Genomic DNA, 26,325 nt, shown 5'->3' with positions numbered 1-26,325 from the left:
CGTCGCGCCCGCGGTCCGCTCCGGCTCAGCCCGCCAGCCGCGGCGCGACCCGCTCCGCGAACAGTCGCAGCGACCGCCAGCCCTCCTCGACCGGCATGCCGCCGCACAACGGATGCAGGATCAACGTCCCCTGGGCGCCGTCCTCTTGGGCCAGGCGCAGGCAGTCGTCCGGGGTGAGGATGCGGTACACGCCCTCGGCGCGCAGGGCCGCGGCGTCCCGCGCGGTCGAGCGGACCGCGGAGTGGCTCCCGGTGGACTGCCAGGCCGCGTACCGCCGTGCCTCGTAGAGCAGGTGGTCGCCGTGCTCGGCCCAACTGCGGTCCGGGTCCTCGGAGAGGTGCAACAGGCAGGTGCGCCGCGGCGGTTGGAGCACCCAGCCGGCCGTGCCGGCCGCGGCGCACTGCTCGTGGTAGTAGCGCTCCAGCTCCGGTAGATGGGCGCTGGGGAAGAGCGGCAGCCCCAGGCGGGCCGCCCGTCGGGCCGCGGGCCGCGAGGCGCCCCCGATGAGCAGCGGAGGGTGCGGTCGGGTGAACGGGCGCGGGGTGACCTGGACGGTGCGCCCCCGGTAGCGGAACGGTTCGCCGGTCCAGGCGTTCAACAGCGCCCGGAGCACCTCGTCTTGGAGGGCGCCGCGCTCGCGCCACTCCTTGCCGTGCGCCGCGTACTCCTCGGGCCGGTAGCCGAGGCCGGCGACGGTGACTAGCCGGCCGCCGCCGAGCAGATCGAGCACGGCGAGGTCCTCGGCCAGCCGCAGCGGGTCGTGCAGCGGCGTGAGCAGGGCGGAGACGGTGACGCCGATCCGGCGGGTGGCGCCGAGGACGGCGCCCGCGAAGGCGAGCGGGGAGGGCATCCAGCCGTTGTCGGTGGCGTGGTGCTCCTCGGTCTGGACCATGGTCAGGCCGTGGTCGTCGGCGTACCGGGCCATCTCGACGGCGGCCCGGTAACGGGCGGCGAGGTCGTCCGGCGCGGCCGGTGGGCCGGCGAGGTTGAAGCGCAGGACCGTGGTGGGTGCGGCAGAACCGGCGGACATGACGGGTCCCCTTCGCCAGAGCAGGTGGCGAAGGGGACCGTAACTGACGATACGTCAGTTCACCAGGGGGAGGGGCGGTATCCGGCCGCCGGTCAGCCGACCTCGACGGCCGACCGCTCCTCGTCGGAGCCCGCGGCGGGGGCCGGCTCCGGGGCACCGTTCTCACGGGCGGCGGGCAGCGCCGCGAAGACCACCGCGGCGATCAGGATGGTGGCCGCCCAGCCCAGGCCGTTCTGACCGATCCAGGTGTCGGCCAGCGGGCCGGTGAACCACTGGACCTTGGTGAACGACAGGCCGGCCAGCAGGGCGACGCCCCAGGCCGTCATGGCCTGCCAGCAGAAGCCGCCCTTGTACCAGTAGCGGCTGGTGCGGTCGATGTTCATCAGGCTCGGCGCGTGGTAGCGGACCGCCATCTTGCGGCGGCGGGCCATGTCGATGCCGTAGACGCCGATCCAGGCGGAGAAGGAGACCGCGAGCAGCGTCAGGAAGGCGATGAACTGGCCCACGAAGTCCTTGGCCACCAGCATCATGAACAGCCCGCCGATCAGGCTGATGGCGGCGTTGATGCTGACCGCCAGGGCGCGCGGCAGCTTGACGCCCATGGTCTGCGCCGTGAAGCCCGCGGAGTACATCGACAGGCTGTTGATCAGCATCATGCCGATCAGCGCGGTGATCAGGTACGGGATCGCGATGGCCGACGGGAGCACCTGGCCCAGGAAGGACATCGGGTCGGTGTTCTGGTTGGCCAACTCCGGCTTGGAGACGGCCATCACGCCGCCCATGACCACCATCGGGACCAGCACCAGGGCCGCGCCCGAGACGGTGGTGCCGACGATCTTCTTACCGGAGGCGGAGTGCGGCAGGTAGCGCGCGAAGTCCGGGCCGGTGGGCACCCAACTGAGGCCGCCGGCCGCGATGGTGCCGATGCCCGCGATCATCATCGCGCCGCTGCCCGGCGACTTGGCGAAGATCGCCCCCCACGGCATCTCGACGATCAGGTAGATCAGGACGACGGCGCTGATGAGGCTGAAGAGGTACGTGGAGTACTTGTTGCAGACGTTGAGCGCCTTGCGACCCATCCCGCTGATCAGGAAGGTGCAGGCGACGAAGCCCAACAGGGTCACCACGACCAGCACGTTGTTGGTCTGGATGCCGAACACCAGGCGGAGCACGGTCAGGATCGCGTAGGCGCCGCTGACCGCGTTGATCGTCTCCCAGCCGAAGCGGGCGACCCAGAGGATGGCGCCCGGGAAGTAGTTGCCGCGCACGCCGAAGGCGGCCCGGGAGAGCATCGCGCCCGGCGCGCCGCCCCACTTCCCGGAGACCGACAGCAGGCCGACGATCCCGAAGGAGATCGTCGCGGCGATCGCGGCGACGATCAGCACCTGCCAGAAGTTCAGGGCGTTGTTGATCACCAGGGAGGCGCCCATGGTGAGCAGCAGCACGCTGATGTTCGCCGCCACCCAGGTCGGGAAGAGCTCCCGGACCCGCCCCCGGCGTTCGTCATCCGGGACCGGCTCGATGCCGCGGGTCTCGACGGCGCCGTCGGCGTCGGAAGTGGACGTGGATGCAGACGTGGTGCTGGTGCCCATGGGTGCAGCTGTCTCCGTGCGGGGGTCTGGGTGGCACCCCCGGGGAGGAGGTGCAGGCAGCGGCTGTGGTGCCTGGCCAGAAAAGTGGTTGCCAGGACTCTACGCGCGTTGCTCAGCCGCCGACCATCGTACTTTGTTCCAAGTTCTTTCGATCCGTCCGCTTGGACTCCTTGACGATCGCACGGAGCGCGGTGGCTGTCGATGAATCCAGTCACACCCCCGTGATCAGGACATACGAGACGCGGGGGACGCCCAGGCCGCCGCGCTCGCCCGACGCCGGCCGGTGCCCGGCCCCCGCCCGGGGCCCGTCGGAGAGACGCACGTCTCGTTTGAGCGCGGGCGCGCTGCCACCGGGCGGCGGGATCCCGCCCCTCGGGGCATGGCGCGACGGAATTGGTGCAAGGTGAACCCGATGAACGACAGCGAACCCGCCCAGGAGGCCGATGTGCCCGCCAAGACATGCCAGTGGTGCCAGGGCACCGGCTATGTGTCCCAGGCCCTGGCCTACGCCCCCGGCGTCGACCCGTTCCGCGGCCCGTACGAGACCGTCCAACGGGCCGGGGAGTGCCGCCACTGCCGGGGGTCGGGGATGTACGAATCCGACCGCGACCCCACCCTGGAGCGCTGGCGCACCGAGGAGCGCAGGGAGTCCTGAGGCGGGGGCCCGGCCGGGATCACCCAGGGCCCCGCGGGAGTTGAGAGAACCCCGCCGGCAACCGGGACGGGCCCCCGGGCGCGTGCGGCCGTCCGCGACGGGGTGTGGCTGATACTGGAGGGGTTATGGAAACCGTCATCCTTGCCGTAGTCATCGCCGTGGTCGTGCTCGGCGCGATCAGCGGGCTGGTCGTCACCGGCCGTAAGAAGAAACAGCTGCCGCCGTCCCCGCCGGCCGCCCCCAAGCCCTCCGTCACCGCGCCCCCCGTCGAACCGCAGGTCGGCGAGGAGGCCGAGACCCCCCGCGACGAAGAACGTCGCACCATCGAAGAAGTCGAGCTGCCCACGGCCGAGGCCCCCGCGGCCGAGGCCGAGGCGCCGCCCGCCGAGCCGGAGGCGCCCGCCGCCCCCGCCGTCGAGGTCCCCGAGCCGACCGCCGGCCGCCTGGTGCGGCTGCGCGCCCGGCTCGCCCGCTCCCAGAACACCCTCGGCAAGGGCCTGCTGACCCTGCTGTCGCGGGAACACCTCGACGAGGACACCTGGGAGGAGATCGAGGACACCCTCCTCACCGCCGACGTCGGCGTCATCCCCACCCAGGAGCTCGTCGAGCGGCTCCGCGAGCGGGTCAAGGTGCTGGGCACCCGCAGCCCCGAGGAGCTCCGCAAGCTGCTCCGCGAGGAGCTGCTCACCCTCATCGGCACCGACGTCGACCGCACCGTGCACACCGACGGCGCCGTCGGCAACGGCGGTGACGAGATCCCCGGCGTGGTGATGGTCGTCGGCGTCAACGGCACCGGCAAGACCACCACCACCGGCAAGCTGGCCCGCGTCCTGGTCGCCGACGGCAAGTCCGTGGTGCTCGGCGCGGCCGACACCTTCCGCGCCGCCGCCGCCGACCAGCTCCAGACCTGGGGCGAGCGGGTCGGCGCCCGTACGGTCCGCGGCCCCGAGGGCGGCGACCCGGCGTCGATCGCCTTCGACGCGGTCAAGGAGGGCATCGCCGAGTCCGCCGACATCGTGCTGATCGACACCGCCGGCCGGCTGCACACCAAGACCGGGCTGATGGACGAGCTCGGCAAGGTCAAGCGGGTCGTCGAGAAGCACGGCCCGGTCGGCGAGGTGCTGCTCGTCCTGGACGCCACCACCGGCCAGAACGGCCTCGTCCAGGCGCGGGTCTTCGCCGAGGTCGTGGACGTCACCGGTGTGGTGCTCACCAAGCTGGACGGCACCGCCAAGGGCGGCATCATCATCGCCGTCCAGCGCGAACTGGGCGTCCCGGTCAAGCTGGTCGGCCTGGGCGAGGGCCCGGACGACCTGGCGCCGTTCGAGCCCGAGGCGTTCGTGGACGCGTTGATCGACTGACGGCGGCACGGCGCGACGGCGGGGCCGGGCCACCGGGAGCCCCGCGCCGAGCGTTCGGATCAAGCCAAGCCGGCGGGCGGGTGCCGCCGGCGATCACATCCGGCCAATGCGGCTGCGCGGCGCGGGAGATGACCGCGACGGCCGGGCCCGCGCGCCGCGCGCCCCGTACCGCCACCGCGCGCCGGCTCAGCGCCCCGGCGGGCCGGACATCGCCGCACCGGAGGCCGCCCGACCACCGGCCGACCGGTTGCACACATACGCCAGTGCGCCCAGCAGCAGCCGGGCCTGCGGCGGGCAGCCGGCGGTGTCCAGGACCGGCGGGCGCAGCCAGCGCATCGGCCCTCGGCCGCCGAGGTCGGACGGCGGCGCGGTGATGTGGTCGCCGGGGCCCAACGGGCGCAGGTCCAGGCCCGCGTCGTCCCACCCCGTGCGGTAGAGGAGGTCGGGCAGCGCGTCGGCCGCCCCCGGGGCGACGAAGAACAGCGCGCGCCCGGTGGGCGTGGCGGCCACCGGCCCCAGCGGCAGGCCCATCCGCTCCAGCCGCACCAGCGCGCCCCGGCCCGCGTCCTGCGGCACGTCCAGGACGTCGAAGGACCGGCCCACCGGGAGCAGCACCGCGGCGCCCGGCGTCTCCGCCCAGGCGGCGACCGCCCTCTCCAGCGTGGCGCCGGCCGGCACCTCGCGGGCGAAGGAGAGCGGATGGGCGCCCGGGGACGGGCAGTTGGCGGCCCCGCACGAGCACGCCGTCCGGCCGCCGGCCCGCACGGCGCGCGCCCCGGGGACGACGTCCCAGCCCCACAGCCCGGTGTACTCCGCCGCCGCGGTGCCTTCGGCGGAGCGGACGCGACGGCGCGAGCCGGAACGGAGGTCCCGGATGCCGCCGATCGTGAAACCCATGCCCCCTCCTATGGGTGGTGCGGATGAGTGGTGACGAGTCGGCGAGTTGACGAGGAGACGGTTCTTCACGCTGGTGTTCACGCTCCGTCGGCGCATTGCGGTGCCGGTCGTGTGCCGTCACGCGCCGGGTGGCGCGGCTCGGTCCGCACGCCCTCGCGTGCACCGCTCCGCCCGCGCCCGGACGACCCGTGTCAAGTCAATCGCGAGAGGCGGCCGGGGAGTTCATTCAAAGGGGTGGCGAATGGTGGCGTTTCTGCAATCGCCCTCCCGGCGGGCGTGATCGTAGGATTACTTTCGGTGCACGAACCCGCAGGGGCACCATTCGTACGCGTATGCCCGTGGCAACGCGTGAGGGGCGACGGCCGCAGGTGTGGCCGGATTCCGCGGTCGGGTAGATGTACCGCGGAACGGGGGCCGCAACAGGCGGCATCCTGTGGGTGGTTCGCGGACAAGCGCTATCGGAATGGGGGCGTTCCTGTGGGCGGCACGGACGGCACCGCCGGCTCCACCAGCACGGACGGCACCGACGCCGTCAAACGCCCCAACGCGCAGTTGGGGTCCTGGTTCCTGCGCAGCGGCTGGTCCAAGGGCGAGTTGGCGCGGCAGGTGAACCGCCGGGCGCGCCAGATGGGCGCCCACCACATCAGTACCGACACCTCCCGCGTGCGCCGTTGGCTCGACGGGGAGCAACCCCGGGAGCCCATCCCGCGGATCCTCTCCGAACTCTTCTCCGAACGCTTCGGCTGCGTGGTCGGCATCGAGGAGCTGGGGCTGCGCTCGGCGCACCAGTCCCCGTCCGTCTCCGGCGTGGACCTCCCCTGGGCCGGGCCCCAAACCGTCAACCTCATCAGCGAGTTCACCCGCAGCGACCTGATGCTGGCGCGCCGCGGCTTCCTGGGCACCTCGCTCGCGCTCGCCGCCGGCCCCTCCCTGATCGAGCCGATGCAGCGCTGGCTGGTGCCGGTGCCCGCGGCCCCGGGCGAGCCCGGTGCGCCCTCCGAGCGGTCCCGCCGTCTGGCCCGGCTCTCCCGCCCCGAGCTGGAGCTGCTGGAGGCGACCACCGCGATGTTCCGGCAGTGGGACGCGCAGTGCGGCGGCGGCCTGCGGCGCAAGGCGGTGGTCGGCCAGCTCCACGAGGTCACCGACCTGCTCCAGGAGCCCCAGCCGCCCGAGATCGCCCGGCGGTTGTTCAAGGTCGCCGCCGAACTCGCCGAACTGGCCGGCTGGATGAGCTACGACATCGGCCTCCAGCCCACCGCCCAGAAGTACTTCGTCCTCGCGCTGCACGCCTCCAAGGAGGCCGGCGACCGCCCGCTCGGCTCGTACGTCCTCTCCAGCATGAGCCGGCAGATGATCCACCTCGGCCGGCCCGACGACGCGTTGGAGCTCGTCCACCTCGCCCAGTACGGGAGCCGGGAGACCGCCACCCCCCGCACCCAGGCGATGTTGTATGCGATGGAGGCCCGGGCCTACGCCGGCATGGGCCAGCCCAGCAAGGTCAAGCGCGCGGTGCGGATGGCCGAGGACACCTTCTCCGACATCACCTCCGGCGAACCCGATCCGGACTGGATCCGCTTCTTCTCCGAGGCCGAACTCAACGCCGAGAACGCCCACTCCTACCGCGACCTCGCCTACGTCGCCGGCCGCAGCCCCACCTACGCCTCGCTCGCCGAGCCGGTCATGCGCCGCGCCGTCGAACTGTTCGCCAAGGACCCCGAGCACCAGCGCTCCTACGCGCTCAACCTCATCGGCATGGCCACCGTCCACCTGCTCCAGAAGGAGCCGGAGCGGTGCGCCGAGATGGCCCAGCAGGCGATACCGTTCGCCCGGCAGGTCCGCTCCGAACGGGTCAACAACCGGCTGCGCAAGACGGTGGACACCGCCCTGCGGGAGTTCGGTACCGTCGGCGAGGTCGTCGAGCTCAGCGACGAGCTCTGCCGACAGCTCCCGGAGACCGCCGCCGCCGGCTGAGTGGGCCGCCCGCGACGAACGGGGAGTTCACCGCCGCGTAACACGCCGGACGACTTCGTCACCCCGGTGAAACACCGGCAAGGTTTGGCCGAAACGGCGCCGCGACACCCTCATCGCGAAGCCGGCCCACCCCCACCCGCACGGGCCGCATCGACGACGAGGAGACGCCGATGCCCCCAGGCATCCTTCCGCTCGCAGACGGCCTGGCGGAAAAAACCACGCTCAGCCCCGCCAACACCGGGTTCATGCTCATCTGCTCCGCCCTGGTGATGCTGATGACCCCCGGCCTGGCCTTCTTCTACGGGGGCATGGTCCGGGTCAAGAGCGTGCTGAACATGCTGATGATGAGCTTCATCAGCCTCGGCATCGTCACCCTCCTGTGGGTGCTCTACGGCTTCGGGCTGGCCTTCGGCACCGACGCCGGCGGCGTCATCGGCTGGAACGGCGACTTCGCCGGCCTCGGCCACATCGGCCTGACCCAGCTATGGGGCACCAGCACCATCCCGATCTACGTCTTCGCCGTCTTCCAACTGATGTTCGCGGTGATCACCCCCGCGCTGATCAGCGGCGCCCTCGCCGACCGGGTGAAGTTCACCGCCTGGGCGCTCTTCATCGCCCTGTGGGTCACCGTCGTCTACTTCCCGGTCGCCCACTGGGTGTGGGCCGACGGCGGCTGGCTGTTCAAACTGGGCGTCATCGACTTCGCCGGCGGCACCGCCGTGCACATCAACGCCGGCGCCGCGGCGCTCGGCGTGATCCTCGTCGTCGGCAAGCGCATCGGCTTCAAGAAGGACCCGATGCGGCCGCACAGCCTGCCGCTGGTGATGCTCGGCGCCGGCCTGCTGTGGTTCGGCTGGTTCGGCTTCAACGCCGGCTCCTGGCTGGGCAACGACGACGGCGTCGCCGCGGTCGCCTTCGTCAACACCCAGGTCGCCACCGGCGCCGCGATGCTCGGCTGGCTCGGCTACGAAAAGCTCCGGCACGGCTCGTTCACCACCCTCGGCGCGGCCTCCGGCGCGGTCGCCGGCCTGGTCGCCATCACCCCCGCGTGCGGCGCGGTCAGCCCGCTCGGCGCGATCGCGCTCGGCGTGATCGCCGGGGTGCTGTGCGCGATGGCCGTCGGCCTCAAGTACCGCTTCGGATACGACGATTCCCTCGACGTGATCGGCGTCCACCTCGTCGGCGGCATCGTCGGCTCGCTGCTGATCGGGCTGTTCGCCACCGGCGGCGTGCAGAGCCACGCCAAGGGCCTCTTCTACGGGGGCGGCTTCGCCCAACTCGGCAAGCAGACCGTCGGCGTGGTCTGCGTCCTGCTGTACTCGCTGGTCGTCTCCTACGTCCTTGCCAAGGCCATCGACCTGGTGATGGGCTTCCGGGTCGGCGAGGACGAGGAGATCACCGGCGTCGACCAGGCCGCGCACGCCGAGACCGCCTACGACTTCGCCGGTGCGGGCGGCGGCACCGCGGCCCGCAGGACTCCGGCACTGGGCGAACCCCCGACCAAGAAGGTGGACGCGTGAAGCTCATCACGGCAGTAATCAAGCCGCACCGGCTCGACGAGGTGAAGGACGCCCTCCAGGCGTTCGGGGTGCACGGCCTGACCGTCACCGAGGCCAGCGGCTACGGACGGCAGCGCGGGCACACCGAGGTGTACCGGGGCGCCGAGTACACCGTCGACCTGGTGCCCAAGATCCGGATCGAGGTGCTCGTCGAGGACGCGGACGCCGAGGAGTTGGTGGAGGTCGTCGTCAAGGCCGCCCGCACCGGCAAGATCGGCGACGGGAAGGTGTGGAGCGTGCCCGTCGAGGAGGCCGTGCGGGTGCGGACCGGGGAGCGCGGACCCGACGCGCTGTGAGCCGCCGGCGGCGGGCGGCGGGGGACGACCGGAGCGCCGTGGGGGACAACACGACCGAGGAGAAACCGAGTTGACCGAGCGCGTCGAGACCGCAGACCCCGCCGCCACCGCCCGCACGGGCGGCGACTACCCCGCCGCCCGGCTGCGGCTCCTCCAGGACGACACCCCCGCCGGCCCCGACCGCCGGGCCGCCCTCGCCCACCTCACCGACGACTGGCTCGCCGCCCTACTGGCCGGCGCGCTCGCCTCTACTGCCCGCGGCCCGGCCGCCACCGGCACCGCACTGGTCGCCGTCGGCGGCTACGGCCGCGGCGAACTCTCCCCGCGCAGCGACCTCGACCTGGTGCTGCTGCACGACGGCCGCGCCGCCACCGCCGACCTCGCCGCCCTCGCCGACCGCCTCTGGTACCCCGTATGGGACCTCGGCCTGGACCTCGACCACTCCGTCCGCACCCCCGCCGAGGCCCGCCGCGCGGCCCGCGACGACCTCAAGGTGCAGCTCGGCCTGCTCGACGCCCGCCACCTCGCCGGCGACCCCGAACTGACCGCCGCGGTCCGCACCGCCGCCTACGCCGACTGGCGCGAGAGCGCCCCCCGACGACTGCCGGAGCTCCGCGAGCTCTGCCGGGAGCGCGCCGCCCGCCACGGCGAGCTCCAGTACCTCCTCGAACCCGACCTCAAGGAGGCCCACGGCGGCCTGCGCGACGCCACCGCCCTACGGGCCATCGCCGCCTCCTGGCTCGCCGACGCCCCCCGCGACGGACTGGAGGCCGCCCGCACCGCGCTCCTGGACACCCGGGACGCCCTGCACCGCACCACCGGGCGCGCCACCGACCGCCTCTCCCTCCAGGACCAGGACCAGGTCGCCGGCGCCCTCGGCCTGCTCGACGCGGACGCCCTGCTCCGCCGCACCTACGAGTCCGCCCGCACCATCGCCTACGCCGCCGACGTCACCTGGCGCGAGGTCGGCCGGGTGCTGCGCGCCCGGTCCGTCAAACCGGCGCTGCGCGGGCTGTTGGCCGGCCGCGGCGGCGCCCGCGGCGAACGCTCGCCGCTCGCCGACGGCGTCGTCGAACTCGACGGCGAGGCGGTGCTGGCCCGCACCGCCCGCCCCGAACGCGACCCGGTGCTGCTGCTGCGCGCCGCGGCCGCCGCCGCCCAGGCCGGACTCCCGCTGGCCACCCACGCCATCCGTCGCTGCCACGCCGCCCGGGCCGGCGCGCCGCTGCCGGTGCCCTGGCCCGCCGAGGCACGGGAACAACTGGTCACGCTCCTCGGCGCCGGCGCGCCCACCGTGCCCGTATGGGAGGCCCTGGAGGCCGAGGGCGTCATCGACGGCCTGCTGCCCGACTGGGAGCGGGTCCGCTGCCGTCCGCAGCGCAACCCCGTGCACACCTGGACCGTGGACCGCCACCTGGTCGAGACCGCGGTCCGCGCCGCCGCGCTGACCCGCCGGGTGCACCGACCCGACCTCCTCCTGGTCGCTGCCCTGCTGCACGACATCGGCAAGGGTTGGCCCGGCGACCACGCGGTGGCCGGCGAGACCATCGCCCGCGACATGGCAACCCGGCTCGGCTTCGGCCCCGGCGACACCGAGGTGATCGCCGCCCTGGTCCGGCACCACCTGCTGCTCGTCGAGACGGCCACCCGGCGCGACCTGGACGACCCGGAGACGGTCGGCGCGGTCGCCGAGGCCGTCGGCAGCCCGGGCACCCTGGAACTGCTGCACGCCCTCACCGAGGCCGACGCGCTAGCCACCGGGCCGGCGGCCTGGAGCGCCTGGCGCGCCGGGCTCGTCGCCGGCCTCGTCCAACGCGTCGCCGACCGGCTTGCCGGCGGCCACGCACCGGACCCGCGCGAGACCGACGCCCCCACCGCCGAACAGGAGCGGCTGGCCGTCGAGGCGCAGCGCACCGGCGGCCCGGCGCTGACCCTGTGCACCCGCCCCGAGGTCGGGCCGCCGGACGCCGTCGGGGACGACCCGGGCGCGACCGCCCCGGAACCGGTCGGCGTGGAACTCCTCATCGCCGTCCCCGCCCGCCCGTTGCCCGGCCACCACCCCGCGACGGCCGTTCCGCCCGGCGTGCTCCCCGCGTCCGCCGGCGTGCTGGCCCTGCACCGCCTCACCGTCCGCTCCGCCGAACTGCGCACCCTCGACCCCCTCGGCCGGGGTCCGGTGCTGCTGCTGAGCTGGCGGGTGGCGGCCGAGTACGGCTCGCTGCCCGAGGCCGGCCGGCTCCGCGCCGACCTCGTCCGGGCCCTCGACGGCTCCCTGGACATCGCCGCCCGCCTCACCGAACGCGAACGCGCCTACGCCCGCCGCTCCCGCGCCGCCCTCGCCCCGCCGCCGAGCGTCACCGTCGCCGCCGGCAGTTCCCGCACCGCCACCGTCATCGAGGTCCGCGCCCGGGACGCGCACGGGCTGCTGCACCGGATCGGCCGCGCCCTGGACGCGGCCGGCGTCAGCGTGCGCAGCGCCCACATCAGCACCCTCGGCGCCAACGCGGTCGACGCCTTCTACGTCACCGACCCCGACGGCACCCCCCTCCCCGACCCGACGGCCCACAAGGTGGCCGAAGCAGTGGAGTCCGCCCTCCAAGACCCGCCCCCCGCCCCTTAGAGGCCAAAAGAGGCCAACCACCGCTCCCCAAGCCCCAGTTCCCGCCCACTCGGACGCACCCCCCACTGTCCCCAGAGGGCCGACCCAGGGCCGGGCTCCCGCCCTCTCTGACCCCGAGCGCTGCCCAGGGGCATCAGCCCTCGTCCTTCAGGCCCCGACCCCCGACCGCCGTCCTCCAGGGCCCGCAGCGCTGCCCCGCTGGAGCCCAACCGCTGCGCTCCAGAGCTCGACCGGTTCCCCTCCAGGGCCGAGCTTCGTACTCTCCGTCCCGAGTGCTGCCCGAGGGGTCGACCCCCGCCTCCGGGTCTCGGGAGCACGGCCCCCGAAGGCCCGACCCTCGCCCTCTCGGCTCTGGAGCGCTGCCCCGCCAGGGCCCAACCCCCGTTCCCTGGAGGTCGATTAGAGGCTGGCCGTCCCTCTCCAGGGTCCTGCGCCCGCCCCTGGGCGCTCGGCTCTCGCCCTCCGGGGCGTGCCGTCCGCTCTCCGGGGCCCGACGCCCCGACCGCGTAACGTGCTCCCGGGAATACCCTCCGTCGCCCCCGCGTTGTGGCCCGCAAGGGGCGCCTGGAACCCCTACGGGATCCGTTCGTCCGCCCCCTACGGCGACCGCCCCCCTCGGGCAGGGGCGGGATCGCTTGCACGGCCGGATACCCTAGAACCCGACTGGACCTTAGCCCCCGACCCCGAGGATCGACGACCGCCGTGTTCGATACGCTTTCCGACCGCTTGGCGAGTACTTTCAAAAACCTCCGGGGCAAGGGCCGCCTGAGCGAGGCGGACATCGATGCCACCGCGCGCGAGATCCGGATCGCCCTGCTGGAAGCGGACGTCGCGCTGCCGGTCGTCCGTGCCTTCATCAAGCAGGTCAAGGAGCGCGCGCTGGGCGTCGAGGTCAGCCAGGCGCTGAACCCGGCCCAGCAGGTCATCAAGATCGTCAACGAGGAGCTCGTCGGCATCCTCGGCGGCGAGACCCGGCGCCTCCGCCTGGCCAAGCAGCCCCCGACGGTGATCATGCTCGCCGGCCTCCAGGGCGCCGGTAAGACCACCCTCGCCGGCAAGCTGGGCCGCTGGCTCAAGACCCAGGGTCACTCGCCGCTGCTGGTCGCCTGCGACCTCCAGCGCCCCAACGCCGTCAACCAGCTCCAGGTCGTCTCCGAGCGCGCCGGCGTCGCCTTCTACGGCCCCGAGCCGGGCAACGGCGTCGGCGACCCGGTCCAGGTCGCCAAGGACTCCATCGAGCACGCCCGCGGCAAGCAGTACGACGTGGTCATCGTCGACACCGCCGGCCGCCTCGGCATCGACGCCGAGATGATGCAGCAGGCCGCGGACATCCGGGACGCGGTCAGCCCGGACGAGGTCCTCTTCGTCGTCGACGCGATGATCGGTCAGGACGCGGTCAACACCGCCGAGGCGTTCCGCGACGGCGTCGGTTTCGACGGCGTGGTGCTCTCCAAGCTGGACGGCGACGCCCGCGGTGGTGCCGCGCTCTCCATCGCGCACGTCACCGGCAAGCAGATCATGTTCGCCTCCAACGGCGAGAAGCTGGACGAATTCGACGCGTTCCACCCGGACCGCATGGCGTCCCGCATCCTCGGCATGGGCGACATGCTCTCGCTCATCGAGAAGGCCGAGCAGACCTTCAGCCAGCAAGAGGCCGAGAAGATGGCGGCCAAGCTGGCGAAGGGCCCCAAGGAGTTCACCCTCGACGACTTCCTGGCCCAGATGGAGCAGGTCCGGAAGATGGGCTCGATCTCCAAGCTGCTCGGCATGCTGCCCGGCATGGCGCAGATGAAGGACCAGATCAACAACCTCGACGAGCGCGAGGTCGACCGCACCGCCGCGATCATCAAGTCGATGACGCCGACCGAGCGCCAGGACCCGACGATCATCAACGGGTCCCGCCGGGCCCGTATCGCCCGGGGTTCCGGCGTCGACGTCAGCATGGTCAAGAACCTCGTCGAGCGGTTCTTCGAGGCCCGCAAGATGATGTCGCGGATGGCCCAGGGCGGCGGGATGCCCGGCATGCCCGGCATCCCGGGCATGGGTGGCGGCGCCGCCCGGAAGAAGAAGCAGATCAAGCAGGCCAAGGGCAAGCGCAAGAGCGGCAACCCGATGAAGCGCAAGGCCGACGAGGAGGCCGAGGCGGCGCGCCGCGAGGCGGCCGCGGCCGGCAACCCGCTCGGCCTGCCGCAGGGCGGCCAGGACCCGCAGAACTTCGAACTCCCCGAAGAATTCAAGAAGTTCATGAAGTGACGCGACTGAACTGACCCGAGCCCCGGCCGCCTCTCGGCGGTCGGGGCTCGGTCGTTGCGTTCAGAGGTCCCGTCTAACGGGTGCGCGCGATCAGATACCGAAAGACGTTCGCCATCCAGACCGTCCCGTCCGCCCGTTGGTACGGCTGGAGCGCTTCGGCCAGCTCCTTCTCCACCTGCCGTGGTCCGGCCGTCTCCAGCGCCGCGTCGAACAGCCCGGTCGACAGCATCCCGCGCACCGCGCTCGTCAAGTCCGCGTACCCGAACGGGCAGGCCACCCGCCCCGATCCGTCGGGTCGCAGCCCCGCCCGGCCCGCCAACTCCTCCAGGTCGTCCCGCCCGGCCGGTCGCCAGCCGGCGCCCAGGCTCGCCGCGGGTTCGGTCAGCCGCCGCGCCACCCCCAGCACCCCGGCCGCCGCGCACCGTTCCACCGGGCCCCAGCCGCCCAGCACCACCGCGCTGCCGCGCTCGGCCATCGTCGCCGCCGCGGTCAGCGCCCCGGCCACCTCCTGCGCCCCGCCGCCGCAGCCCACCGGATGGAACGCCGTGATCACGGTGAACGCCGCGCCCGTCGGCGCCGCGTCCGCCAGCCCGCCGCTGACCAGCCGGGTGACCTCCGGCATCCCGTCCGGCGTGAGCCGCTCGCGCGCCAGCTCCAGCCGGCACTCGTCCGCGTCCACGCCGCTGACCTGCGCCCCGCGCGCCGCCGCGAGCAGCAGGGCCAGCCCGGAACCGCAGCCCAGCCCCAGCAGCCGGGTGCCGGGCCCGATGCCCAGCCGGTCGTATGCGGCCTCGTAGAGGGGGACCAGCATCCGCTCCTGGATCTCCGCCCAGTCGCGGGCACGGGCGCGGGTGCCGGCCGGCGCGGCCGGGCCGGCGCTGGGGAGGTACCCGGTGTTCGGAAGCTGGTGCCGCACGAGCGTGGGTGACATCGATAGCGCCCCTATTCGCCGAGAACCCGAAGCTGATCAGTACCGTCCGCCCCCGTGTTTCCGTGCGTTGCGCCCCCTGCGAACCAGACAACTGCGCAACCGACCGGGCGTCCAGGGGGTGCGCCGGGGATTGGCTCCCGCGCGCCCCTGCGTGCGCCGGGCCGTGCACTCCCGGAGCGCCGTTCCAGGGTGCCCCGAGGCCCGCGGTCCCGCCACGCAGCGCCGGCGCGCGCCGGCCCTGCCCGCGGGACCCGCCTCGGGGCGACGGATGCCGCAGCCCTACCGTGGACGGGACGGACCGGCACCCGCGGCATTTCGTACCGCCGGTAACATCGCCCCGGGTCTGTGCGTGGAGGCGCGGGCGGCGTACGCCATGTGGCGTACGCGGGGGTACGCGCCCTACGTACCGGCTTGCCACGGCCGGGGTGCCTTCTGTGCAGATCGACGTACCACGCACGGGCCACGCCTCCTGCCCAGAAACTGACCGGTACGTGCAAATTATTTGGGATGCCCCGGAATCGGAACACCGGGCGACTCCGGCTCGTTGTCACGACGTGAGCACGACACCGCCTGTTCTCGCCGCCGAGCTGGCGCTCGCCTGGGCCGACATTCAACGGCACCACCCCGAGCTGCCGGACCTGGCCGCGCCCGAATCCCTGATCGGAGAGTCCTCGTCCGCCTGTGGCGCCGAGCTCTCCTTCGAACGGCTGCTCCACGAGGCAGTCCACGGCATCGCCGCCGCCCGCGGCATCCGCGACACCTCCCGGGCAGGCCGCTATCACAACCGCCGGTTCCTGGCGATCGCCGAGGAGCTGGGCTTGGACCACACCGACGAGCCGCATCCCAGCAGCGGATTCTCGTTGGTCACGCTCAACCCCGAGGCCAGACGGCGCTACCGCCCCACCATCGAGCGGCTCGCCAGAGCCCTCAAGGCCCACAGCGCCGCCACCGCCACCGACACCGCCCGCAGCTTCCGCGGGCCGGCCGCCCGGCACGGCTCCTCCGGGGGCGGCGTCCGCGTCAAGGCCGTGTGCGACTGCGGGCGCAATGTCCGGGTCGTTCCGTCCGTGCTGGCCCAGGCGCCGATCGTCTGCGGCGGCTGCGGCAAGCCCTTCCGCATCCCCGAGGTGGCCGCGGTCGGCTGACCTCCGGGCGTGTGGCACAATTGCCTGCTGTACTCGACAGTCGCATAGGACCCCTCTCTCCTCCGGCTGACGCGTCCATCGGGGCCCCCGAGTACCGCAACCCCACGTGGCATCTCGTTGTGCCCCACCACGTCAAGACCAGGAGACCCCACTCCAGTGGCAGTCAAGATCAAGCTGAAGCGTCTGGGCAAGATCCGTTCGCCTCACTACCGCATCGTCGTCGCCGACTCCCGCACCCGTCGGGACGGTCGCGCCATCGAGGAGATCGGCCTGTACCACCCGGTGCAGAACCCCTCCCGCATCGAGGTCGACTCGGAGCGTGCGCAGTACTGGCTGAGCGTCGGCGCCCAGCCGACCGAGCCCGTGATGGCCATCCTCAAGGTGACCGGCGACTGGCAGAAGTTCAAGGGCCTGCCGGCCCCGGCGCCGATGAAGGTCGCCGAGCCGAAGGCCGACAAGAGCGCCCTCTTCGAGGCCGCTGCCAAGGCTTCCGGTGACGAGCCGAAGGGTGAGGCCATCACCCCGAAGGCGAAGAAGGCCGACAAGAAGGCGGACGAGGCCGCGGCCGAGTCCACCTCCGAGTCCACCGAGGACTGAGCGTGCTTGAGGAGGCCCTTGAGCACCTCGTCAAGGGCATCGTCGACAACCCCGACGACGTGCAGGTAGCCTCGCGCACCCTGCGCCGCGGGCGGGTGCTGGAGGTCCGGGTCCACCCCGACGACCTCGGCAAGGTGATCGGCCGCAACGGCCGCACCGCCCGTGCACTGCGGACCGTCGTGGGTGCGATCGGCGGCCGGGGCATCCGCGTCGACCTCGTCGACGTTGACCAAGTTCGCTGATCAAGTTGAACACCGGCTCGGGCCGGGGAGGGCCTTCGGGCCGTCCCCGGCCCGCGTCCGTATGCGAGCGTGGAACCCGAGGGGCATCCCCTAGGGGCCCGCGGCCACCCGTCCCGTTGGACCCACCACCGTCAATTGAGGAACCACGGCGTTCCTCGGCCACCTCCGCGAAAGCGGCGGCGGCTTAGCCGCAAAGAGGAGCACAGTGCAGCTGGTAGTCGCCCGGATCGGCCGCGCCCACGGGATCAAGGGCGAGGTCACCGTAGAGGTGCGCACCGACGAGCCGGAGCTCCGGCTCGCCCCGGGCGCCGTCCTGGCCACCGACCCGTCGTCCGCCGGGCCGCTGACCATCGCCACCGGCCGGGTCCACAGCGGCCGGCTGCTGCTGCGCTTCGACGGCGTCGCGGACCGCACCGCCGCCGAAGCGCTGCGCAACACCTTGCTGATCGCCGAGGTCGACCCCGAGGAACTCCCCGAGGACCCCGAGGAGTTCTACGACCACCAGTTGATCGACCTCGATGTCGTCACCCGGGACGGCACCGCCGTCGGCCGGATCACCGAGGTGTCCCACCTGCCCTACCAGGACCTGCTGATCGTCGCCCGGCCCGAGGGCGGCGACGTCATGATCCCGTTCGTCGCGGAGATCGTGCCCGAGATCGACCTGGAGGAGCAGCGCGCGATCATCGACCCGCCGCCGGGACTCCTCGACGAGGCCCAGGCCGAGATCGCCTCCAACCGCGAGGAGATCTGATGCGGCTCGACGTCGTCACGATCTTCCCCGAGTACCTCGAACCGCTGAACGTCTCGCTGGTCGGCAAGGCCCGCGCCCGCGGACAGCTCGACGTGCGCATCCACGACCTGCGGGAGTGCACGCACGACAAGCACCACACCGTCGACGACACCCCCTACGGTGGCGGCCCCGGCATGGTCATGAAGCCCGAGCCGTGGGGCGAGGCGCTCGACGGCATCCTGGCGTCCGGCGAGGGCGAGCCGGTCGTGGTCGTGCCGACGCCCAGTGGCGTCCCGTTCACCCAGCAGCTCGCCGTCGAACTCTCCGCCAAGCCCTGGCTGGTGTTCACCCCGGCCCGCTACGAGGGCATCGACCGCCGCGTCATCGAGGAGTACGGCGACCGCCTGGACGTCCGCGAGGTCTCCATCGGCGACTACGTCCTGGCCGGCGGCGAGGCCCCGGTGCTGGTCATGGTCGAGGCGGTGGCCCGACTGCTGCCCGGCGTCCTGGGCAACGCCGCCTCCCACCAGGACGACTCCTTCGCTCCCGGGGCGATGGCCGACCTCCTGGAGGGCCCCGTCTACACCAAGCCCCCGGAGTGGCGCGGCCGTGCCATCCCGGAGGTGCTGGTCAGCGGCCACCACGGCAAGATCGCCCGGTGGCGCCGCGACGAGGCGTTCCGCCGTACCGACCGCAATCGCCCGGATCTGATCGAGCGCGCCGACCCCGCCGCCTTCGACAAGAAGGACCGCGAGATGCTCTCCATATTGGGCTGGGCCGAGGGCGAGGGCGGCCGATTTGGGCGGACGAACCACGCCGTGGAAGAATGAGCCGCTGTTGTCCGCGCCCGGCGTGCGCCCCTGCCACAGGGGGAACGACGTCCGCCCGGTGACCGGCAGCGAACCAACCTTTCCGATCATTCCGCTGATGACCTGTGGCATCGGCGAAGAAAGCAGTGGGTCATGAACCTCCTCGACTCCGTCGACTCCGCGGCGCTGCGCAGCGACATCCCGGCCTTCCGCCCGGGTGACACCGTCAACGTCCACGTCCGCGTCATCGAGGGCAACCGCTCTCGTGTGCAGCAGTTCAAGGGCGTTGTCATCCGCCGCCAGGGCGCCGGCGTGCGCGAGACCTTCACGGTCCGCAAGGTCAGCTTCTCGGTCGGCGTCGAGCGCACCTTCCCGGTGCACACCCCGATCGTCGAGAAGATCGAGGTCGTCACCCGCGGTGACGTGCGCCGCGCCAAGCTGTACTACCTCCGCGAGCTGCGCGGCAAGGCCGCCAAGATCAAGGAGAAGCGCGAGCGCTGAGCCCGCCGCACCGGGGCGGCAACGACCAGCTCCGATGCACCGCGAGGCCACGCTCGCGACCGGCGTCCGGGCCCGGCCGGATAGGCTCTGGGCCTCATGGACACCGACGCACAGCTCACGGAGCGCGACCCCACTCCCGACCCCGCCCAGGGGTCGGAGCGGCGGTCGCGCTCCGCGCGTTTGTGGGCCCGGGCCGGTGAGCTGCGGTACCGGCCGATCACCCTCTTCGCGCTGTGCCTGGCGTTCCTGTTCCTGCTCAGCACCTTCGTCGCGCAGCCGTTCCTGATCCCCAGCACCTCTATGGAGAACACCCTCCGGGTCGGTGACCGGGTCCTGGTGAACAAGCTGGCGTACCGTTTCGGCGCCACCCCCCGGCGCGGCGACGTCATCGTCTTCGACGGCACCGGATCTTTCGTTCACAGGGAGCAGGGGGAGAATCCCGTCACGGGACTGCTGCGCAAGGCGGGCGCGGCGCTGGGCCTGGCCCGGTCCGACGACACCGATTACGTCAAGCGCGTCATCGGCGTCGGTGGGGACCGAGTGACCTGCTGCGACAAACGGGGGCGGATCGACGTGAACGGTGAGCCGGTGACCGAGGGGTATCTCCATCCCGGGGACGCGCCCTCCGCCGTCCCCTTCGACATCGTGGTGCCCCCGGGCCGGCTGTGGGTCATGGGCGACCACCGGGCCCGCTCCAGCGACTCCCGCGACCACCTCGGCGAACCGGGCGGCGGCACCATCCCGCTGGACAAGGTCATCGGCCGTGCCGCCCTGATCACCTGGCCGTTCAGCCGCTGGAGCGCCCTCGACACCCCTGGGGCCTTCGCCCGTATACCGGCCCCGGCAGGCCCCCATGGGTAGCCACGGACGTCCTCGCCACGGGGAGCAGAGCACCGTAGGGCCGGCCCCGGAGGGCGACGGGACGCCCGGTGGCGAGGGGGAGACCGCCGGCGCGGCGCCGGGATCCCGCCGGGCGACCGGCGGGCGGGCCGAGCGACGCCGGCAGGCCAAGCGCATCAAGCGCCGCAGGCGCCGTTCCTACCTCAAGGAAATCCCGATCCTCGTCGGGGTGGCGCTGGCCATCGCGCTGGTCCTGAAGACGTTCCTGGTGCAGGCGTTCGTGATCCCGTCCGGCTCCATGGAGCAGACGATCAAGATCGGCGACCGGGTGCTGGTCGACAAGCTCACCCCGTGGTTCGGCGCCAAGCCGCACCGCGGCGACGTGGTCGTCTTCAAGGACCCCGGCGGCTGGCTCAAGGGCGAGCAGAACCAGTCCACCGGCAACCCCGGCCCGATCAAGGACGTCATGACCTTCATCGGACTGCTGCCGTCCGCCAACGAGCAGGACCTCATCAAGCGTGTGATCGCGGTCGGCGGCGACACCGTCCGCTGCTGCGACAAGCAGGGGCGGGTCACCGTCAACGGCACCCCGCTCACCGAGCCCTACGTGCACCCCGGAAACCCGCCCTCCGAGCTGAAGTTCACGGTGAACGTCCCCACCGGGCGGATCTTCGTGATGGGTGACCACCGCTCCAACTCGGCGGATTCGCGCTACCACTTGGACGAGCCCTACCACGGCACCGTTTCCGAGGACAACGTCGTCGGCCGGGCGGTGGTCATCGCCTGGCCGTTCAGTCACTGGCGGTTCCTCGAAGAGCGGGACACCTTCGCCGCCGTGCACGACGCGCCGGGTGCGAGGGCCTCGGCGGCGGGTGCAGCGCATAGGGTGTCACCCGACAGTTTGACCGTACTCCCGACCCCTGCGGAACTCCCGCTCGTTATGGGAGTGGTGGGCCTGCACCGGTTGACGGGCAGGCGACAGCGCGGAGTAAGGAGTGGATGTGGGGGACTTGGCGGTCGGCGCGCGGTCCGGAACCGAAGAGCCCGAAGAGCCGGCGGGACGCGGTGAGTCCACGTCGCAGGCGGCGAGTTCCGTACATCAGCCACAGGCCCAGTCAGGCGGGTCCGCGCCGGACCGGCCGCGGACCGATCTATCGAAGCAGTCGGACACAGCGGCCGACGAGGAGGCGATCGGCAGCGTGACCAAAGGCAAGAAGCCGCGTGCCTTCTGGAAGGAACTGCCGATCCTCATCGGCATCGCCCTGCTCCTCGCACTGTTGATCAAGACGTTCCTGGTACAGGCGTTCTCGATTCCGTCCGATTCGATGCAGGACACCCTCCAGCGCGGGGACCGGGTGCTGGTCGACAAGTTGACACCGTGGTTCGGCTCCAAGCCGGAGCGCGGCGAGGTCGTCGTCTTCCACGACCCGGGCGGCTGGCTCAACGAGACCCCCACCCCGCAGCCCAACCCCGTGCAGAAGGTCCTCAGCTTCATCGGGCTGATGCCGTCGGCCGAGGAGAAGGACCTGATCAAGCGGGTCATCGCGGTCGGCGGTGACACCGTCGAGTGCCAGGGCACCGGCCCGGTGAAGGTCAACGGCAAGGCCCTCAAGGAAGACTCCTACATCTTCCCCAACGCCACCCCGTGCGGCGACCGCCCGTTCGGCCCGATCCACGTCCCCAAGGGGCGGATCTGGGTCATGGGTGACCACCGGGACGACTCCCTCGACTCCCGTTACCACCAGAACCTCCCCGGCAACGGGACGGTCTCCGAGTCCGAGGTCGTCGGTCGCGCCTTCACCATCGCCTGGCCGATCAACCGTTGGGCAACCCTCCCCGTACCGGACACCTTCGACCAGTCCGGGATCAACAAGGCAATGGGTGCGGCTCCGGCCGCGATGGGGCTCGCCGGCGCGGTACCGCTCGTCATCTGGCGCCGCAGGAGGCTGACCGCAGCGCGTAACCCCAGGTAAGGTGCCGTCCCGGATCTTCGACGCGGGCCCGCCCCGCGGGGCGGGAGCGCTGGGATGAGCGGCACTACGGAACGATCGACGGACGGCCACGGCCGGACCAAGGGCAGCATCCTGTCCGGTCTGGCCGTGGCCGTCGGCTGTGTGCTGTTCCTGGGGGGCTTCGTGTGGGGCGCGCTGATCTACCGCCCCTACACCGTGCCCACCGACTCGATGTCGCCCACCATCGCCGCCGGCGCCCGGGTCCTCGCCGAGAAGGTCGACGGCTCCGCGATACGCCGCGGCGACGTCGTCGTCTTCAAGGACACCACCTGGAGCGACCTGCCGATGGTCAAGCGGGTCGTCGGCATCGGCGGCGACAAGGTCGCCTGCTGCACCAAGAAGGGCCAACTCACGGTCAACGGAACCCCCGTCGAGGAACCGTATCTCCAGGGCAACGGCCCCGCCTCACCCGTCGGATTCCGGGCCACCGTCCCCACTGACCAGCTCTTCCTCCTCGGCGACCACCGCAACGACTCCCTCGACTCGCGCGTCCACCTCACCGACGGCGATCACGGCTCCGTGCCGCGCAGCGCCGTCGCCGCCCGGGTCGACGCCCGCGCCTGGCCGCTCGGCAGCATCGGCATGCTCCAGCGCCCCGAGGGTTTCGCCGCGCTCCCGGGAGGCACCTCGCAACCGGGACCGCTCTCGCCCATCGTCCTGGCGGTCGTCGCCGGGGCCGTGCTCATCCTTGGAGGAGCGGCATACGGGCCGATCATGCGACGGAAGGGACGCGGACGTGGGTGAGCGGGAGTTGAGGCCGGGGCCGGAGCGGGTGGCCGTCGGGACGGACGGCGCGGATGGGGATGGCGAGACAGGCGCGGAGCCTCTGGCCACCGAGGCCGCTGTTCCTGCGCAGGACGCTGAGGTGCGCCAGGTCTCCCGCGTCGTGCTGCTCGATCCGGACGACCGGATCCTGTTGTTGCACGGCTTCGAACCGGACAGCCCGTCCGAGACCTGGTGGTTCACCCCCGGCGGCGGCCTGGAGGGCGCCGAGACCCGTGCGGAGGCGGCCCTGCGCGAGCTCGCCGAGGAGACCGCTATCACCGAGGCCACCCTCGGCCCGCTGCTGTGGAAGCGCCGCTGCGCCTTCCCCTTCGACGGGCGACGCTGGGAGCAGGACGAGTGGTACTACCTGGCACGGACCGACCGGACCACCACCGACACCGCGGGCCACACGGACCTGGAACGACGCAGCGTCTCCGGATTGAGGTGGTGGACCTCGGAGGAACTGTCGGCGTCGCATGAGACGGTGTATCCGACCAGACTCGCCGAGCTGCTGCGCACACTGCTCGACGAAGGGCCCCCGAGTGCGCCGGTGCTCCTGGAGACCGAGAGGGTCTGACGCACAATAGGGGGACGCACGGCTGAAGGGGATCTGCCATGAGCGCCGAGGACCTCGAAAAGTACGAGACCGAGATGGAGCTGAAGCTCTACCGGGAGTACCGAGACGTCGTCGGGCTGTTCAAATACGTGATCGAGACCGAGCGTCGCTTCTACCTCACCAACGATTACGAGATGCAGGTGCACTCCGTGCAGGGTGAGGTGTTCTTCGAGGTCTCGATGGCCGATGCCTGGGTCTGGGACATGTACCGACCGGCCCGGTTCGTCAAGCAGGTGCGAGTGCTCACGTTCAAGGACGTGAACATCGAAGAGCTCAACAAGAGCGATCTGGATCTTCCCGGAAGCTGAGAAGCGGCGCGCGGGGCGACGCGGCCCTGGGGGCGGAGGCTGAGGGGGCCGGGCGCCTACGCGCGCCGCCCCGGCGGGTGACGGAGTTATCCACAGCAGGGCGGTTATCCACCAAGATCCAATAGATCTGTGCGGAGGCGTCACAGTCGGTGCCGGAGGTGGTACCGCATGAACGCCATGCACGCCGGCCAACAGGCCGCGGACGCGACAGACGCCGGGAAGAACGACAAGTTCGGCAACCCCAAGTGCCGAGAGTGCGCCCCAGGAGAGGGTGACAGTGCTCCCAAGAGCCCCCCTCGGGGGTCGGGGAGTGGAGGCCACGGGTTAGCCCGCGAGCCCGGAAGGCGGCGGCCCGATGGCCGTTCCCCGACGGGTCGCGAGGGGCGGGCGCTGCCGGAAGCCTCGACAGCACGCGCGGTGTCTGCGCCCCCGGGAGCGGCACGGAAGCCCGCGCAACCAGCCGCCCCGATGACGCCGCGCAATGCCCTCGGCCGCTACGGCGAGGACCTGGCCGTACGGCGGCTGCTCGAAGCCGGGATGCGGATCCTCGACCGCAACTGGCGTTGCCGCGACGGAGAAATCGACATCGTCGCCGCCGACGGCGACGCCCTGGTCGTCTGCGAGGTCAAGACCCGTCGGGCGAGCTGGTACGAACACCCCATGGCGGCGGTCCGGCCCGAGAAGACCGCCCGGCTGCGGCTGCTCGCCGAGCGCTGGATGGAACGGCACGGCGGCCCACCGCCCGGCGGCGTCCGCATCGATGTCATCGGCGTCCTGCTGCCCGCTCGCGGCGCCCCCGTGGTTGAGCACGTACGGGGGGTGGCGTGATGGGATTCGCCCGCACCTGCTCCGTGGCGCTGGTCGGCGTCGAGGGCGTGGTCGTCGAGGTCCAGGCCGATCTGGAGCCCGGCGTGGCCGCGTTCACCCTGGTCGGACTGCCCGACAAGAGCCTGGTCGAGTCCAGGGACCGGGTTCGCGCCGCAGTGGTCAATTCTGGGGCCGAGTGGCCGCAGAAGAAGCTCACCGTCGGCCTCAGCCCGGCGTCCGTCCCCAAGAGCGGCAGCGGCTTCGACCTCGCCGTGGCCTGCGCGGTTCTCGGCGCCGCCGAGCGGCTCGACCCCCGCGAGCTCACCGACCTCATGATGATCGGCGAGCTTGGTCTCGACGGCCGGGTCCGCCCCGTCCGCGGCGTGCTGCCCGCCGTGCTCGCCGCCGCCGAGGCCGGCTACCGCCAGGTCGTCGTGCCGGAACAGACCGTCGCCGAAGCCTCACTCGTCCCCGGCGTCGCCGTCCTCGGCATTCGCAGCCTGCGGCAACTCATCGCCGTGCTCAGCGACGAACCGGTCCCCGAAGAGGACAGCCCCCTCGCCGAAGGCCGCCCCGATCCGCTCCTGGCCGGGCTCGTCATGCCCGGCAACGGCGTCACCGCCGGCCTCCCATCCAGCGAACACACCCCCGACCTCGCCGACGTCGCCGGTCAGCACAACGCCCGACGCGCCCTCGAAGTGGCCGCCGCCGGGCGCCACCACATCTTCTTCAAGGGCCCACCGGGTGCCGGCAAAACCATGCTCGCCGAACGGCTCCCGGGGCTACTGCCACCCCTGACACCCAAGGAATCCCTGGAGGTCACCGCCGTCCACTCGGTCGCCGGCACCCTTCCGCCCGGTCAGCCACTCGTCCACCGCCCGCCCTACTGCGCTCCGCACCACTCCGCCACCATGGCCTCCTTGGTCGGCGGCGGGACCGGGCTGCCCCGCCCAGGGGCGGTATCCCTCGCCCACCACGGCGTACTGTTCGTCGACGAGGCGGCCGAGTGCAGCCCGCGCGTCCTGGACGCGCTTCGCCAACCACTCGAATCGGGCCATGTCGTCGTGGCCCGCGCCGGCGGCATGATGCGGATGCCCGCGCGCTTCCTGCTCGCCCTCGCGGCCAACCCATGCCCCTGCGGGCGGCACGGCACCACCGCCGGTGGCTGCGAATGCCGGCCCTCCTCGATCCGCAGGTATCGCGCCCGACTCTCCGGACCGTTGATGGACCGCATCGATCTCCGGATCGCCGTGGAGCCGGTCGCCCGCTCCGAACTGATCGCCCTCGGCCGCAGCGCCGAATCCACCGCCACCGTCGCCGAACGCGTCCGCGCCGCCCGCGAACGCGCCGCGGCCCGCTTCGCCGACACGCCTTGGCAGTCCAACAGCGAGGTGCCTGGTCACGAACTACGGACTCGCTGGCCCGTATGCCCCGGCGCGCTGAACCAGGTCGAACGCGACCTGGAATGCGGCCTCTTGACGGCCCGTGGGCTCGACCGGGTGCTCCGCGTCGCCTGGACCGCCGCCGACCTCGCGGGCCGCGACCGCCCGACCAAAGAGGACGTCAACTGGGCGCTGGAACTCCGCACGGGCGTAAGGCGCGGGGCCTTCACCACGCAGACGGGCACGACGGCACGGGCCGGTACGGGAGGCGGAGCGAGAGCGTCCACCGTGGCCGGAGCGAGACTGCGCGGCGACGCCGACGCACAGTCAACGGCAGGGACGGAACGGGCCCCGGATGCCGAGACGGAGGGGCAACCCGAGGCGAGGGCGGAGCCGGAGACCACAG

At 72.3% G+C, this 26,325-nt stretch carries 24 protein-coding genes and 1 pseudogene; 21 read left to right on the top strand and 4 right to left on the bottom strand.

Annotated features, from left to right (window positions below; translation table 11 throughout):
• Window positions 1–25: 25 nt before the first annotated feature.
• Window positions 26–1,030: an LLM class flavin-dependent oxidoreductase gene (locus tag PV796_RS12350; protein ID WP_274913017.1), complete on the bottom strand. Its 1,005-nt coding sequence runs from the start codon at window positions 1,028–1,030 to the stop codon at window positions 26–28.
• Window positions 1,031–1,122: 92 nt separating this feature from the next.
• On the bottom strand, window positions 1,123–2,622 hold the full coding sequence (locus PV796_RS12345; protein ID WP_274913016.1) for a purine-cytosine permease family protein: 1,500 nt from the start codon (window positions 2,620–2,622) through the stop codon (window positions 1,123–1,125).
• A gap of 412 nt (window positions 2,623–3,034) precedes the next feature.
• Between PV796_RS12345 and PV796_RS12340 the strand changes: the two genes are divergently transcribed.
• Window positions 3,035–3,277 carry a hypothetical protein gene (locus tag PV796_RS12340; protein ID WP_274913015.1) on the top strand — a complete coding sequence of 81 codons (243 nt, stop codon included), beginning with the start codon at window positions 3,035–3,037 and terminating at the stop codon, window positions 3,275–3,277.
• A 125-nt stretch (window positions 3,278–3,402) separates the two neighbouring features.
• Entirely contained in the window at window positions 3,403–4,638 is a 1,236-nt protein-coding gene (ftsY, locus tag PV796_RS12335) for a signal recognition particle-docking protein FtsY (protein ID WP_274913013.1), read from the top strand.
• A gap of 186 nt (window positions 4,639–4,824) precedes the next feature.
• Here ftsY and PV796_RS12330 read toward each other — a convergent pair whose 3' ends face one another.
• Window positions 4,825–5,535 carry a bifunctional DNA primase/polymerase gene (locus tag PV796_RS12330; RefSeq protein WP_274913012.1) on the bottom strand — a complete coding sequence of 237 codons (711 nt, stop codon included), beginning with the start codon at window positions 5,533–5,535 and terminating at the stop codon, window positions 4,825–4,827.
• A gap of 477 nt (window positions 5,536–6,012) precedes the next feature.
• Between PV796_RS12330 and nsdA the strand changes: the two genes are divergently transcribed.
• From nsdA to ffh, 5 genes are all read left to right on the top strand, one after another.
• Window positions 6,013–7,506: a transcriptional repressor NsdA gene (gene nsdA / locus PV796_RS12325; RefSeq protein WP_274913011.1), complete on the top strand. Its 1,494-nt coding sequence runs from the start codon at window positions 6,013–6,015 to the stop codon at window positions 7,504–7,506.
• 170 nt (window positions 7,507–7,676) lie between these two features.
• Window positions 7,677–9,026 carry an ammonium transporter gene (locus PV796_RS12320; RefSeq protein ID WP_274913010.1) on the top strand — a complete coding sequence of 450 codons (1,350 nt, stop codon included), beginning with the start codon at window positions 7,677–7,679 and terminating at the stop codon, window positions 9,024–9,026.
• Window positions 9,023–9,361, top strand: a complete 339-nt coding sequence (locus PV796_RS12315) for a P-II family nitrogen regulator (protein ID WP_039632407.1) — start codon at window positions 9,023–9,025, stop codon at window positions 9,359–9,361. Before PV796_RS12320 ends, PV796_RS12315 begins: the two co-directional genes overlap by 4 nt.
• Window positions 9,362–9,431: 70 nt before the next feature.
• A complete protein-coding gene (locus PV796_RS12310; protein ID WP_274913009.1) occupies window positions 9,432–11,981 on the top strand; it encodes a [protein-PII] uridylyltransferase in 2,550 nt (849 codons plus the stop codon).
• A gap of 702 nt (window positions 11,982–12,683) precedes the next feature.
• Window positions 12,684–14,234, top strand: coding sequence for a signal recognition particle protein (gene ffh / locus PV796_RS12305; RefSeq protein WP_274913008.1), 1,551 nt, complete (start codon window positions 12,684–12,686; stop codon window positions 14,232–14,234).
• 73 nt (window positions 14,235–14,307) lie between these two features.
• On the opposite strand, the gene PV796_RS12300 is transcribed toward ffh, so the two are convergent.
• Window positions 14,308–15,165, bottom strand: a complete 858-nt coding sequence (locus PV796_RS12300; RefSeq protein ID WP_274913007.1) for a methyltransferase domain-containing protein — start codon at window positions 15,163–15,165, stop codon at window positions 14,308–14,310.
• 554 nt (window positions 15,166–15,719) lie between these two features.
• On the opposite strand from PV796_RS12300, the gene PV796_RS12295 reads away from it, so the two are divergent.
• The 14 genes and pseudogenes from PV796_RS12295 to PV796_RS12230 all read left to right on the top strand — a co-directional run.
• Window positions 15,720–16,310 (top strand): hypothetical protein, encoded by a 591-nt coding sequence (locus tag PV796_RS12295; RefSeq protein ID WP_274913006.1) that lies wholly within the window; start codon window positions 15,720–15,722, stop codon window positions 16,308–16,310.
• Window positions 16,311–16,466: 156 nt separating this feature from the next.
• Window positions 16,467–16,907 (top strand): 30S ribosomal protein S16, encoded by a 441-nt coding sequence (gene rpsP / locus PV796_RS12290; RefSeq protein WP_274913004.1) that lies wholly within the window; start codon window positions 16,467–16,469, stop codon window positions 16,905–16,907.
• A 2-nt stretch (window positions 16,908–16,909) separates the two neighbouring features.
• Entirely contained in the window at window positions 16,910–17,149 is a 240-nt protein-coding gene (locus PV796_RS12285; RefSeq protein WP_003980229.1) for an RNA-binding protein, read from the top strand.
• A 205-nt stretch (window positions 17,150–17,354) separates the two neighbouring features.
• Entirely contained in the window at window positions 17,355–17,900 is a 546-nt protein-coding gene (gene rimM, locus PV796_RS12280; RefSeq protein WP_274913002.1) for a ribosome maturation factor RimM, read from the top strand.
• A complete protein-coding gene (gene trmD, locus PV796_RS12275; RefSeq protein WP_274913001.1) occupies window positions 17,900–18,709 on the top strand; it encodes a tRNA (guanosine(37)-N1)-methyltransferase TrmD in 810 nt (269 codons plus the stop codon). The genes rimM and trmD overlap by 1 nt, the downstream gene beginning before the upstream one ends.
• A 132-nt stretch (window positions 18,710–18,841) precedes the next feature.
• Window positions 18,842–19,189 carry a 50S ribosomal protein L19 gene (gene rplS / locus PV796_RS12270; protein ID WP_274913000.1) on the top strand — a complete coding sequence of 116 codons (348 nt, stop codon included), beginning with the start codon at window positions 18,842–18,844 and terminating at the stop codon, window positions 19,187–19,189.
• A 96-nt stretch (window positions 19,190–19,285) separates the two neighbouring features.
• Window positions 19,286–20,050, top strand: a complete 765-nt coding sequence (gene lepB, locus PV796_RS12265; protein WP_274912999.1) for a signal peptidase I — start codon at window positions 19,286–19,288, stop codon at window positions 20,048–20,050.
• Window positions 20,043–21,098, top strand: coding sequence for a signal peptidase I (lepB, locus tag PV796_RS12260; RefSeq protein WP_274912998.1), 1,056 nt, complete (start codon window positions 20,043–20,045; stop codon window positions 21,096–21,098). Before lepB (PV796_RS12265) ends, lepB (PV796_RS12260) begins: the two co-directional genes overlap by 8 nt.
• The gene (lepB, locus tag PV796_RS12255) at window positions 21,040–22,002 is read left to right on the top strand and encodes a signal peptidase I (protein WP_274918986.1); all 963 of its coding nucleotides are present in this window, start codon (window positions 21,040–21,042) and stop codon (window positions 22,000–22,002) included. The genes lepB (PV796_RS12260) and lepB (PV796_RS12255) overlap by 59 nt, the downstream gene beginning before the upstream one ends.
• Before the next feature lie 54 nt (window positions 22,003–22,056).
• Window positions 22,057–22,785, top strand: coding sequence for a signal peptidase I (gene lepB, locus PV796_RS12250; RefSeq protein WP_274912996.1), 729 nt, complete (start codon window positions 22,057–22,059; stop codon window positions 22,783–22,785).
• A gap of 82 nt (window positions 22,786–22,867) precedes the next feature.
• Window positions 22,868–23,383 carry an NUDIX hydrolase gene (locus PV796_RS12245; RefSeq protein WP_274918985.1) on the top strand — a complete coding sequence of 172 codons (516 nt, stop codon included), beginning with the start codon at window positions 22,868–22,870 and terminating at the stop codon, window positions 23,381–23,383.
• Window positions 23,384–23,421: 38 nt separating this feature from the next.
• Window positions 23,422–23,730 (top strand): DUF2469 domain-containing protein, encoded by a 309-nt coding sequence (locus PV796_RS12240; protein ID WP_003980220.1) that lies wholly within the window; start codon window positions 23,422–23,424, stop codon window positions 23,728–23,730.
• Between the two features lie 468 nt (window positions 23,731–24,198).
• Window positions 24,199–24,558 (top strand): YraN family protein, encoded by a 360-nt coding sequence (locus PV796_RS12235; RefSeq protein WP_274912992.1) that lies wholly within the window; start codon window positions 24,199–24,201, stop codon window positions 24,556–24,558.
• Window positions 24,558–26,141, top strand: a pseudogene (locus tag PV796_RS12230) (YifB family Mg chelatase-like AAA ATPase); the annotation flags it as partial. The gene PV796_RS12235 and the pseudogene PV796_RS12230, both read left to right, overlap by 1 nt.
• Window positions 26,142–26,325 lie beyond the last annotated feature (184 nt).

Source organism: Streptomyces sp. WZ-12 (assembly GCF_028898845.1).
In the GTDB taxonomy this organism is placed as follows: Bacteria; Actinomycetota; Actinomycetes; order Streptomycetales; family Streptomycetaceae; genus Streptomyces.
The sequence above is the reverse complement of the archived record's forward strand: the minus strand, read 5'-3'. Positions and strand labels throughout refer to the sequence as shown.